The organism is Exiguobacterium sp. s168, from assembly GCF_018619035.1.
GTDB lineage: Bacteria > Bacillota > Bacilli > Exiguobacteriales > Exiguobacteriaceae > Exiguobacterium_A > Exiguobacterium_A acetylicum.
In genome coordinates this window covers 64978-77398 of the sequence record NZ_JACSNE010000006.1, presented here as the reverse complement: position 1 = coordinate 77398, position 12421 = coordinate 64978, and the positions used below count along the sequence as shown (strand labels likewise).

Genomic DNA, 12421 nt, shown 5'->3' with positions numbered 1-12421 from the left:
GATAAGTTATAATCAACTCCGAATATTACTTTTCCCATTAAATTGAAGAAATAAACATCAAAAATGAATCTTTTTTAATCTTGTTATGAAACGCGTTTCATACTTTATGATGATGACAGACGGTGCGTAACCGATTGCGGGCGTTAGCCGATACAGAAACTGTATAATCAAAAAGACAAGAGGATGGTCGTGACCATCCTCTTGTCTTTTTGATTATAACTCTACGTTATGGTAGACCTGTTGCACATCCTCAAGATCTTCCAGTGCATCGATCATTTTCTCGAATTGTGCGACGTCGTCTTCAGACAACGCGACTTCGTTTTGGGCGAGCATGACCAGTTCGGCAAGTGAGAACTCAGTAATGCCTGCAGCTTTCAACGCTTCTTGTACAGCATGGAATTGTTCCGGCTCAGCGTAGATGATGACAGATTCGTCTTCTTCGAGGATATCGCGCACATCAATATCCGCTTCCATCATCAATTCGAGAACGTCATCTGCAGTTTTACCTTCAAAGGCAAAGATTGCCGTCGCATCGAACATATAAGCGACGGATCCGCTCACGCCCATGTTTCCACCATTTTTTCCGAATGCAGCACGAACGTCAGAAGCCGTCCGGTTAACGTTGTTCGTCAACGTTTCGACGATGACCATTGAACCGCTTGGACCGAATCCTTCATAACGCAAGACGTCGTAGTTTTCTTCCGCTCCACCTTTTGCTTTTTCAATCGCCCGATCGACGATGGCACGTGGCACGTTGTATGTTTTCGCTCGTTCGAGAACGACCTTTAATGCTTGGTTTGATTCTGGATCGGGTTCACCTTGTTTAGCCGCTACATAAATCTCACGACCGAACTTTGCGTAGATCCGACTCGTATTTTTGTCTTTTGATGCTTTTTTTTCCTTGATGTTGTTCCATTTACGACCCATTTCGTATCCACTCTCTTTCCGTAATATCAGAAATCCCTGATTTCCTATGCGTTATCAGTATACCTTAAACTACCTGACAGACTGAACTAAAATGTCGGTGGAACAGTTGAATTTCTACTAAATACGTTTAAGCGATGCGGAAGAAAGGAACTTTACCGATAGAGAAATATCAATTTAAGGGAGAGTGGCAGAATTTGAATCAGGCTGGAGTAGTTCATCGCGCATTATCACCGTTCGTTTATGCCTATGATCAAGAAACCGTCCATGTCCGACTTATGACGGCTAAAGGCGATATTGAAAAAGTTGAATTGATATATGGTGATCCGTATGAATGGGAAGCGGAAAAAGAAGAAGACCGAGATTGGAATTTTGATCCGGAGAAAGAAAAATCATGGAAAGTGAAACGGACGCCGATGCAACACAATGGAAGTGATGCGACGTATGACTATTGGTTCATTGCAATCCGTCCAGAACGGAAGCGGGTACGGTATGGGTTTGAGGTTCATGGCGATAAGATAGCCGTTTTAACCGAGCGTGGCTGGTATGACGAAGCACCACTCGATCATCCAGGCTATTATTTTTCTGTGCCATATGTTCATGCGACGGATGTCTTTGATACACCGGATTGGGTGAAGGATACGGTCTGGTATCAAATTTTCCCGGAACGATTTGCGAATGGCGACACGACGAATGATCCAGCGGGAACGAAGGAGTGGGGAAGTGAAGCACCGGCTTTTCAGAATTTCTTCGGTGGAGATTTTCAAGGGGTCATTGATCACGTCGATCATTTACAACGTCTCGGCGTCACGGGTGTCTACTTCTGCCCAGTCTTTGAGGCACCATCCAATCATAAATACGATACGCTTGATTACTTGAAGCTTGATCCTGCGTTCGGTGACGAGAAAACGTTCCGCAAGATGATCGATGTGCTACATGAGAACGGTATCCGCGTATTACTCGATGCCGTCTTTAATCATATTAGTGAAGAGCACCCAGCATTTCAAGATGTCTTAGAAAAGGGACAAGACTCAAAATACGCCAACTGGTTTACGATTGATTCCTTCCCGGTCGATCCATCGATTCCAAACTATGAAGTGTTTGCATTTGAACGAAACATGCCGAAGTTGAATACTGCCCATCCGGACGTCAAAGACTATTTGCTTCACGTCGGACGTTACTGGGTCGAGGAATTCGGAATTGACGGCTGGCGTCTGGATGTCGCTAGTGAAGTCGATCATGCGTTTTGGCGTGAGTTTAGAATGGAAGTCCGGGCTGCGAACGGAACATGTTATATCGTCGGCGAATGCTGGACGGATTCGCAACCATGGCTCCTCGGCGATCAATTTGATGCCGTCATGAATTACGGTTTGACAGAGAGCTTTTTGACTTGTTTTGCGACGGGCGAGACGAGCGTTCGTGATTTCTCACATGCAGTCATCCGGAATTTAAACTGGCATTCTCAAAATGTCAACGAAGTCATGTTCAATTTGATTGACTCGCATGATACGCCGCGTGCTCTAACGCGTGCGAAAGGGAATATCGATCGAATGAAGTTACTCTTCACTACACTGTTGACGTTTCCGGGTTCACCCGTCATCTATTATGGCGATGAAATTGGAATGACTGGGGGGCAAGACCCGGCAAACCGTGCGTGTATGGAATGGGATGAGACGAAGCAGAACCGTGAGTTGTTCGATCACGTTGCACAGTTGGTTGCTCTTCGAAAACAGCATCCGGTTTTAGCAAATGCCGGAACGTATCATTTCCAAAGGATTGATGATACAAAACAGACATTTGTCGTCGAGCGACGTCAGGGCGAACAGGTTTACTTGCTCGTGGTCAATGTAAGTGAAGAGGCACAATCTCTTTCGCTTGAAGGAACGTATGAAAGTCTTTTAGACACAACGACGTTGTCGGGAACTATTCAAGTAGAAGCTGTGTCAGCTCTTCTTTTGCGACACGTATAAGAAAAAGCAAGTCGTGGATATCGAATCCGCGACTTGCTTTTTTAGTGCGTGTGCATTATGAATCAAACGGATGGATCAGTAAACCGCTCCGAAGCTTCGGTTCGAACCAAGTCGACTTCGGCGGCATCACTTCTCCCGCATCAGCCACAGCCATTAAATCTTCGATCGAAGTCGGATGCAAGTGAAAAGCGACAGCGGCATGTCCAGAGTCCACGATTTGCTCAAGGCCGGCATACCCCTTATGACCACCGACGAACTGGATCCGTGCGTCCGTCCGTGGATCCTCGATACCGAGTAACGGTGTCAACAACTCTTCTTGTAAAATCGAGACGTCGAGATTCGCTTTCGTCCCTGTTCGTTCAGAATCGTACGAAAGGGTATACCATTGCCGGTTGAGATACATCTCGATTTGGTGAGGCTTCGTTTGTTCGGCACGTCCTTTTGTGATCGTAAAGTGATGGGCTAATCGCTCAAGGAAATCAACGACGGATTGACCGTACAAATCTTCAACGACCCGATGGTAACCGAGAATCCGTAATTGATCCTGCGGGAAGGAGACGCCAAGAAAACGTTGTGCTTCCTCCTCGTCCGTCCGACTGGCAGCGATGGCTGCTGCTGCAGCACGATGATGACCATCAGCGATATAGAGAGCATCGTGACGGGCGAACTGGCTCCCGATCGTCAATAGATGATTGCGATCGGTGATTTTATAAATTCGATGCGTCACTCCATCGACGGTGAAATCATATAGGGGATCGCCAGCAGTAATCGTCGTGACGATTGCTTCGAGTTGTGCATCGGTTTGATGCGCAAGTAAAATCGGACCCGTATGTGCTTGTAACTGTTCGACGTGTCGGACACGGTCGCGCTCTTTATCAGGACGTGTGAACTCATGTTTACGAATTTGATTCGTCTCATAATCACTGACGGCAACACATCCGACGAAACCGGATTGCGTATGTGTTCCATCTGACAATTGATAAATGTAATACGTCTCGTCTGCATCGAGCTGTAAGATGCCGTTTGTTTGACTCTCTTCGAAGGCAAGCGCTGCTTGCTGATAAACGCGTGGGTCATCTTCAGCGATTAATGACGGAAGAGTAGCTTCTGCTTTATCAATCCGTAAAAAAGACAGCGGATGACGTCGGATCTCGGAACGTGCTTCTTCGCGCGAATAAACATCATACGGTAAGGCGGCAAATTCTGCCGCATATTTTGAGTCCGGTCGTAACGCCGCAAAAGGTTCGAAAGTTGGCATGGGGTTCACTCCTTTAGAGTAGGCGTGTTTTCAAGACGCCAGGAATCTGATTCAGTCGGTCGAGCGAAATCATCTCGTCCGCATGGTTATCGATATCGATGATCGTATAGGCAATCGCATCTTTACTACCATTGATCATATTCGCGATATTGATCGACTCTTGCGCTAACACGGAGGCGATTTGACCGACCATGTTCGGAATGTTGTGGTGAGCAATCGTAATTCGTCGTTTTCCAGTGAACGGTAACTCGACGGCTGGGAAATTGACCGCATTGCGGATGTTTCCTGTCTCAAGGAACAGACGCAGTTGATCGACCGCCATGATGGCACAGTTTTCCTCCGCTTCACTTGTTGATGCCCCGATATGTGGTAAAGCAATGACCCGGGGGAGGGACAAGATGAAGGCGTTCGGGAAATCCGTCACATAATTCGCCAGGCGACCGGACCTGAGCACTTCGGCTAGCGCTTGTTCATCGACGAGTTCACCACGCGAGAAGTTGAGTAGGGTCGCGCCGTGTTTCATTTTTGAAAAGAGTGACGCATCGAGTAAACCCGTCGTCGCATCAACGAGCGGGAGATGCAACGTGATGTAGTCGCTTGTCGCGAGGAGATCCTCGAGCTGTGTTGCCCGCTGAATCTGATTCGAGACGCGCCAAGCGGACTCAACGGACATATGTGGATCATAGCCTGTGACGGTCATGCCGAGCTCGTGAAGGGTGTTGGCTAAGTTTGCCCCGATCGCCCCAAGTCCGACGATCCCGATTCGTTTCCCGAGTAACTCCGTTCCGACGAATTGTTTTTTGTTCGCTTCGATCCGCTCTGGAATATCCGGTCCGCGTAAGTTATTCGTCCAAAGCAGACTCGGTACGAGTTTTCGCGCCGTCAGGAACAAACTACCGATGACAAGTTCCTTGACGGCATTCGCATTGGCACCTGGTGTCGAAAAGACGGGAATCCCGCGGTTCGCGAGTTGATCGAGTGGAATCGTATTGACACCGACGCCAGCTCGGGCGACGGCTTTGAGACTATCTGGAAAGCGCATGTCATGCAAATCCTTGCTGCGGACGAGAAAGGCGTCTGGTTGCTCCGTTTCCCGCTGGACGTGATAGTCGTCTGTAAATCGTTTTAATCCTTTGTCAGATAGATCATTCCATAGTTGGACTTGATACATTTAACGTTCCCCCTGTTCAAAACGGTGCATGATATGAAGCAGTGCCGTAACCCCTTCGGTCGGCATCGCATTGTAAAGACTCGCGCGCATTCCACCAATCGAGCGGTGACCGGCAAGATTGATCAAATCGTGACGCGCAGCGAAGTTCAAGAAAGCAGCGTCTTCCGATTCGCTTCCAGTCGAGAATGGAATGTTCATCCGGCTTCGATCCTTGACGGCTACATGGTTATGAAATAGATCGGATTGATCAATTGCTTCATATAACATGCGCGCTTGTGAGACGTTTCGTGCCGCGATCGTCTCGAGTCCCGTCTCTTCAATCCAATCGAGCACTAATTTCGTCATATAAAGACTAAACGTCGGTGGCGTGTTATAAAGAGATCGCTGTTTGGCATGGATGTCATACCGTAAGTAGGCACCGATCGTGTCAGGAACACGATCAAGCAACTCGTTCTTCACGATGACGACCGTTAAACCAGCGACACCAAGGTTTTTTTGAGCACCAGCATACAACACATCGAATGACTCGATTGGCAATGGTTCAGACAAAATCGATGACGAGACATCAGCGACGAGTGGCACATCGACATGAGGCGGTGTCTGATAAGTCGTCCCTTCGAGGGTATTGTTCCAAGTGATGTGCAAATAGTCGGCTGTTGACGTGAACGGACCTTCTGGAATGAAGCGATACCCGTGATCAGCGGAAGAGGCGAGCACGTTGACCGTGGCGTACAGTTTGGCATCTGCAATCGCCTTCGTCGACCAGCCGCCGGTATCGATGAAATCAATCCGTCCGGTCTTCGTCGCCAGATTTTGCGGTAACATCGCGAACTGAAGTGTAGCTCCTCCTTGAAGAAACAATACGGAGTACGAATCGGGAATCGACATCAGTCTCCGTAAGGATTGTTCAGCTGCCTCTCGAATCGATTCAAAGATTGGCGAACGATGACTCATTTCAAAAACGGATTGTCCTGAATTTTCATAATCGAGTAGCTCGGATTGAGCCTTCAATAGGACCGGGGCAGGAAGGACTGCTGGACCGGCAGAAAAGTTATAAACCGTCATGAGGAACACTCCTTCTTGAATTTTCAGAAAATATGTACCACTCAAGTGTAACGGAATGAAAAATGAGAAGCAATTCCAACTGACGATGAATGGAAAATGAAAACAAAAACATCCCTTGAATCCGTTACGACGGATCAAGAGATGTCAATTGACCAAAGTGCCATTTCCAACCATCTGACGTAGCACGATAGATGGATACGATCCGGAAACGACCAACGTATTGAGTTGTCCCGTATTCAAATCGGTCTTCTGTCAAACTATACTGGATTGCCGTATCTTCGAAATGATCAATGTATGAAAAATCATCAGTTCGGGATAACCAGCGGATGTTTGCAGGATCCACGTAATGATCGAGGTAGGTCTCGGCATCAAATGACCGCCCTAATGCATCGATGAACGTAAATTCGGGAGATAATAGATGCGAGACTTGTGTTAGGTCGCCTTTTAGCATAGCATCTTGAAGGTGTTGCATCGTTTGTTCAAGTGTCATATTACATCTCCTTTCTTCCTGAATCGCTAGTGTAGCATATATAAATACAAAAAAAGACCCTGCGTGAGCAGGGTCTAAAAGAAATTAAAGTTTTACAACGTTAGTTGCTTGTGGTCCACGTTGACCTTCTTCAACTTCGAAAGAAACCTCTTGACCTTCGTCAAGTGATTTGAAACCTTCAGATTGGATTGCTGAGAAGTGTACGAATACGTCGTCTCCGCTTTCGCGCTCGATGAAGCCGAATCCTTTTTCTGCGTTAAACCATTTTACTTTACCTTGTTCCATGTGTATTGCCTCCTGCGTGTGACTGGCACACTGATTATTACTACCGTGATCAATTTCATCGAATATAAAGTGAAACACTTCGTATCTCCACCGAACAACAATAATTACTTAATAATATAGCATGCCTCAAACAAAAAAGAAAGGACAAAACAAAAAAAGAACAAACGAAGCTGTTCTTCTCTGAATAAATCATGCAATTAAAGGGTTCATTCTACTCATGTCGAAAGAATATAACTGATTCTTTCAGCGAGTCGGGATATGTTCTCTTTTGCTACTGAGTTGTCGTAATGTATGCAGAATGAATCCTTGAAAGTTCGGATAACGTGTCGGTTGCTCCCAAACAGTGCGGAATAACTGAGTCATCGCGGCATGAATGAGTGCTTCCTCGACTTGCGTGCGACGGAATAGAAGAAAGAGTGTTTTTTCGTAACGATCGTATAATCGTTCTAACGCGACGGAATCGCGTTGTTTGATTTGATTGAGCAAATCAGTGTCTGAATACATAAGTCACTCCTTCTTCGACAGTTTTCTCTATAGTATGCTGTCACAGTAATGTAATGAAACTATTATGTAGATTCCCGCCGGATGAATTATGAAACACCCAAACTTCTTGAACTAAAGATATTGATGGAAGAGGAGGAATAATTATGTTACCTGTTTACATTCGTCCTTATACATTAGAGGATGCAGCGGAGGTCCTTGAGGTGAATTTGCGAAACCGTGATCACTTTGAGTACTGGATGCCAATCAAACCGTCTCCTGAGCAATACACGATCGAAGGACAACGAGAACGAATTTACCGCCACCAAGAGTTGATGCACCAAGATGCTTATTATGCGTATGGCGTCTTTTTAAATGAGACAGACCAATTGATTGGGGATGTCTCGGCGATGTTCGTTCAGCGTGGACCAGCCGAGACATGCATGATCGGTTATCAACTGGATGCCACCTTTTCTGGTCGAGGATATATGGCTCAAGCAGTCGGATTATTCGTAGATCATTTATTTGATGTCCACCAGTTCCACCGGATCCGTGCTGAAGTCATGCCAGAGAATATCGGCTCGATCCGTGTCCTTGAGAAAGTTGGGTTTCGCCAAGAAGGAATCGCGAAACAAAATCTCTTCATCAACGATGCCTGGGAAGACTTTATTTTGTTTGCTCTATTAAAAGAAGACCGAGAGGAGTCAAAACATGCCAATCTCTGATTACTATGCTAATCTGCGCCAACTTGTCGGAACGCAACGTCTTTTTACACCATGCGTCGCAGCGATCATTCGAAACGAAGCAGGTCATATCCTCTTTCAGGATCCAGGAGGTCCGTTTTGGAGTTTGCCTGCTGGAGCGATCGAACTGGGAGAATCTCCTGCGCAAGCAGTCATTCGTGAAGTCTATGAAGAAACGGGTCTATTCGTCCGACCGGTCCGACTGATTGCGACATTCGGTGGAGAGGCGTTTCGTTTGACGTACCCGGACGGAAACGAAGTTGAATACGTAGCGACAGTATTCGAGTGTAAGGTAGTCGGGGGAACGCTCGAAGCTGTCGATGGGGAATCCAAACAACTGGCATATTTCCCAAAACAGGAGCGTCCACCTCTAGCACTTCCTTATCCTGATCATGTGTTTGAAGCATCCGAAGCGACGAGCTATTTTGACTGGGAAGAGCACTGGTTGACAGATTTACAACGGAAGAACCGGTAAAAACCGAACATTAAATTGCTGATAGCGGAATAAAGTTCTTGAAAAACCTTAAAAATGCGAAAATTTCTTTGACACTATGAGGACAGTTCGTTATAGTAGTCAAGGGGCGAATGATTATCGCCAATATATTTAAAAATATTCGTAATTAGAGGTGTTATTCATGGATGTAGTATTCGATTATGAAGATATTCAATTAATTCCAGCAAAATCAATCGTTGGTAGTCGTTCGGAATGTGATACGTCAGTTGAGTTCGGTGGTCGTCGTTTCAAGCTTCCAGTCGTACCGGCAAACATGCAAACGATCATTGATGAATCGATCGCTTTGTTCTTAGCGGAAGGCGATTATTTCTATATCATGCATCGATTCGAACCGGCTCGTCGTTTGGCATTCGTTCGTATGATGCAAGAACGCCAACTGTTCGCTTCAATTAGCGTCGGTGTCAAGGAAGAGGAATATCAGCTGATCGAACAGCTCGCAGCAGAAGGGCTGACTCCGGAATACATCACGATTGATATCGCGCACGGTCATTCGGAAGCCGTCATTCAGATGATTCGCCACATCAAGTCGCTTCTACCAGCAAGTTTCGTCATCGCTGGTAACGTCGGGACACCGGAAGCGGTGCGTGAACTTGAGAATGCGGGAGCCGATGCAACAAAAGTCGGGATCGGACCAGGTAAAGTGTGTATCACGAAGATTAAGACAGGATTCGGTACAGGTGGTTGGCAACTCGCGGCACTTCGTTGGTGTGCAAAAGCAGCAAGTAAACCGATCATCGCGGATGGTGGGATTCGGACGCATGGCGATATCGCGAAGTCAGTCCGGTTCGGTGCGTCGATGGTCATGATCGGTTCACTCTTCGCAGGGCATGAAGAATCGCCTGGTGAGACACATGAAGTGGACGGAGTGCTCGTCAAGGAATACTTCGGTTCTGCTTCTGAGTTCCAAAAAGGGGAACGCAAGAACGTCGAAGGAAAGAAAATGTTCGTCGAGCATAAAGGAAGTCTAGCGGATACATTGATCGAGATGGAGCAAGATTTACAATCGGCAATTTCGTATGCTGGTGGAAATAAATTGCAGGCGATTCGGACGGTCGACTACGTCGTCGTCAAGAACTCGATCTTCAACGGCGATAAAGTATATTAAAGTGATCAGTTCGCTCTTAACGGAGCGGACTTTTTTTGTTTCTTTAGCATAACTCTTCCATAGGAGGGGTATACATCAAATGGACCAAAAGATTCGGAATATTTTGGATAGGGAGTGATTGACATGCTATTTGAAACGACATCGTACTTAATTGAAAAATTTTCCACTGTTCGTAATCAAACAATCGCCTTGATCGAACCACTCGAAGCGGAGGATTTCGTCATCCAGGCAAGTTCCGACGTGAGTCCACCGAAATGGCATATCGCCCATACGACCTGGTTTTTTGAACGAATGATACTACAGGAATATAGTGAAGACTATCGCGTCTTCCATCCGAAGTACAATTATCTATTCAACTCGTACTATAACTCGATCGGTCCCTATCAACCTCGTCAACAACGAGGAATGCTGTCACGTCCGACCGTCGAAGACATCATTGCTTACCGGTCATATGTCGATGGACAAATGATCGAGTTCTTGAAGGAAGATCGAACTCCAGAAGACCAACGAAAAATCGAAGCATTAGTCGAGATGGGACTACAACACGAACAACAACATCAGGAATTGATCTTGATGGACGTGAAGAATAACTTTTTTACGAATCCGTTGTTACCTGCCTATCAGTCAAAGTCGCGGGCAACAGATGTGCCTGAAAATGCAGTCAAGGAAACATCTTTTATCCAATTCGAGGAAGGACTCGTCGAGATCGGTCATACAGGAGACGGTTTTGCGTTCGACAACGAGAGTCCACGTCATAAAACGTGGCTGTATCCGTTTGAATTAGCGACGCGTCCTGTCACGAATGGAGAGTATTTGGCGTTCATTGAAGCAGAGGGCTATGAAAAATCAGAATACTGGTTGTCCGACGGCTTTTCGACGGTTCAAAAAGAAGGCTGGAAAGCACCGTTATATTGGATGAAGGATGAAGCAGGGGAGTGGACGATCTTTACGATGAATGGTGTCGAACCACTTCGTCTCGATGAACCGGTCTGTCACGTCAGTTTTTATGAGGCGGATGCTTATAGTCGTTATATAGGGAAACGGTTGCCGACAGAAGCAGAGTGGGAATGGGCTTCTCGCCAAGTCGATTCTGTCACGAAGCGTAATATGATGGGAAGCGGGACCTTCCATCCGGTAGCCGTCGAAGAGTCAGAGACAACGCTTGCGAGCATGTTCGGAAACGTTTGGGAATGGACGTCGAGCGCTTATAGTTCATACCCAGGCAGTAAACCGCTCGAAGGAGCACTTGGAGAATACAACGCGAAATTCATGTGTAATCAAATGGTACTGCGTGGAGGAGCGTGCGTGACGCCTGACGATCATATTCGCGAAACATACCGCAACTTCTTCCCGCCTGATAAACGTTGGTTATTTGGCGGCTTCCGATTGGCAGGTGACATGTGATGCGGGAAACAGTCATAGGTTACGATTTATATACGCCGCAACAAAACATGCGTTTAGAAGTCATCGAAGGTCTGTTGCAAGAACAAAAGGTCTTACCGGCAAAATATTTTTATGATCACATCGGATCCCAGCTGTTCGAACAGATTACGCAACAACCGGAATATTATCCGACACGAACAGAACTCGCCATCTTGGAGCAACATCGAGCGGAAATCGCACGAAGTATCGGGGATGTGCATACACTGATTGAATATGGAAGTGGAAGCAGTCGTAAAATCCAAATGTTACTGGAGACATTTACACATTTAGACACGTATATGCCCATCGATATTTCAAAAGATTTCTTAATGGAATCTGCACGCCAATTGTCGGAACGGTATCCTGCGCTGCATATTAAAGCGGTCTGTGGGGATTACTCACAATCGATTTCTTTACCGGTCGAGGAGTCTCAAAAACGAGTCATCTTTTTCCCGGGATCGACGATCGGAAACTTTGAACCTGAGGAAGCGATGCGCTTCTTACGTCATTCCTCACGAATTCTTGAAACAGGAGATGGATTCTTGATCGGGGTCGATTTGAAAAAGTCTGTTGACGTTCTTGAACGAGCTTATAATGATGCAGCCGGCGTCACAGCAACATTCAATTTGAATATGTTGACGCATTTGAATCAGATGCTTGAGGGAACATTTGATGTAACGCGATTCGAACATCATGCTTTTTATAATGAAGAAAAAGGACGAATCGAAATGCATCTTCGGAGTCAACTCGATCAACTCGTACAAGTTGGAAATGTGACGGTTCCGTTTAAACAAGGAGAAACGATTCATACGGAAAACTCCTATAAATACAGTAAAGAAGAGTTTGAGACACTTGCCCTTAAAAGTGGTTTTCATCCGGTCAATTGCTGGATCGATGACGATGAACGATTTAGCGTACATTATTTAGAAAAAATGTAATGGCATATCTAAAAACACTCCTGCTTGCAAGCTTCCGTTACGAAGCGACACAGGGA

General features: G+C 46.2%; 13 protein-coding genes. 6 read left to right on the top strand and 7 right to left on the bottom strand.

The window, feature by feature from the left end; translation table 11 throughout:
* Positions 1 to 213: 213 nt before the first annotated feature.
* The gene (locus tag KNQ15_RS05810) at positions 214 to 927 is read right to left on the bottom strand and encodes a YebC/PmpR family DNA-binding transcriptional regulator (RefSeq protein WP_023468535.1); all 714 of its coding nucleotides are present in this window, start codon (positions 925 to 927) and stop codon (positions 214 to 216) included.
* A gap of 194 nt (positions 928 to 1121) precedes the next feature.
* On the opposite strand from KNQ15_RS05810, the gene KNQ15_RS05805 reads away from it, so the two are divergent.
* On the top strand, positions 1122 to 2894 hold the full coding sequence (locus KNQ15_RS05805; RefSeq protein ID WP_214728285.1) for a glycoside hydrolase family 13 protein: 1773 nt from the start codon (positions 1122 to 1124) through the stop codon (positions 2892 to 2894).
* 55 nt (positions 2895 to 2949) lie between these two features.
* Here the strand turns inward: KNQ15_RS05805 and KNQ15_RS05800 are convergent, their stop codons facing one another.
* The 6 genes from KNQ15_RS05800 to KNQ15_RS05775 all read right to left on the bottom strand — a co-directional run bounded on the left by KNQ15_RS05800 (position 2950) and on the right by KNQ15_RS05775 (position 7667).
* Positions 2950 to 4152 carry a DUF1015 domain-containing protein gene (locus KNQ15_RS05800; RefSeq protein ID WP_214728283.1) on the bottom strand — a complete coding sequence of 401 codons (1203 nt, stop codon included), beginning with the start codon at positions 4150 to 4152 and terminating at the stop codon, positions 2950 to 2952.
* Between the two features lie 13 nt (positions 4153 to 4165).
* Entirely contained in the window at positions 4166 to 5323 is a 1158-nt protein-coding gene (locus KNQ15_RS05795; RefSeq protein WP_133207446.1) for a phosphoglycerate dehydrogenase, read from the bottom strand.
* Positions 5324 to 6388, bottom strand: a complete 1065-nt coding sequence (gene serC / locus KNQ15_RS05790) for a 3-phosphoserine/phosphohydroxythreonine transaminase (RefSeq protein WP_214728281.1) — start codon at positions 6386 to 6388, stop codon at positions 5324 to 5326.
* Positions 6389 to 6512: 124 nt separating this feature from the next.
* Complete coding sequence (locus tag KNQ15_RS05785; RefSeq protein ID WP_047394207.1) at positions 6513 to 6878, bottom strand: nuclear transport factor 2 family protein; 366 nt, start codon at positions 6876 to 6878, stop codon at positions 6513 to 6515.
* Positions 6879 to 6962: 84 nt separating this feature from the next.
* A complete protein-coding gene (locus tag KNQ15_RS05780; protein ID WP_023468529.1) occupies positions 6963 to 7163 on the bottom strand; it encodes a cold-shock protein in 201 nt (66 codons plus the stop codon).
* 243 nt (positions 7164 to 7406) lie between these two features.
* A complete protein-coding gene (locus KNQ15_RS05775; RefSeq protein WP_214728279.1) occupies positions 7407 to 7667 on the bottom strand; it encodes an RNA polymerase sigma factor in 261 nt (86 codons plus the stop codon).
* 143 nt (positions 7668 to 7810) lie between these two features.
* Here KNQ15_RS05775 and KNQ15_RS05770 point away from each other — a divergent pair, with 143 nt between their 5' ends.
* The 5 genes from KNQ15_RS05770 (at position 7811) to egtD (ending at position 12365) form a co-directional block, all read left to right on the top strand.
* A complete protein-coding gene (locus KNQ15_RS05770; RefSeq protein ID WP_214728277.1) occupies positions 7811 to 8368 on the top strand; it encodes a GNAT family N-acetyltransferase in 558 nt (185 codons plus the stop codon).
* Positions 8355 to 8861, top strand: coding sequence for an NUDIX domain-containing protein (locus KNQ15_RS05765; RefSeq protein ID WP_051656280.1), 507 nt, complete (start codon positions 8355 to 8357; stop codon positions 8859 to 8861). Before KNQ15_RS05770 ends, KNQ15_RS05765 begins: the two co-directional genes overlap by 14 nt.
* A gap of 160 nt (positions 8862 to 9021) precedes the next feature.
* Complete coding sequence (gene guaC, locus KNQ15_RS05760; protein ID WP_023468525.1) at positions 9022 to 10005, top strand: GMP reductase; 984 nt, start codon at positions 9022 to 9024, stop codon at positions 10003 to 10005.
* A gap of 123 nt (positions 10006 to 10128) precedes the next feature.
* Entirely contained in the window at positions 10129 to 11409 is a 1281-nt protein-coding gene (egtB, locus tag KNQ15_RS05755; protein WP_214728275.1) for an ergothioneine biosynthesis protein EgtB, read from the top strand.
* Complete coding sequence (egtD, locus tag KNQ15_RS05750; protein WP_214728273.1) at positions 11409 to 12365, top strand: L-histidine N(alpha)-methyltransferase; 957 nt, start codon at positions 11409 to 11411, stop codon at positions 12363 to 12365. The genes egtB and egtD overlap by 1 nt, the downstream gene beginning before the upstream one ends.
* The last annotated feature ends 56 nt before the right edge of the window (positions 12366 to 12421 follow it).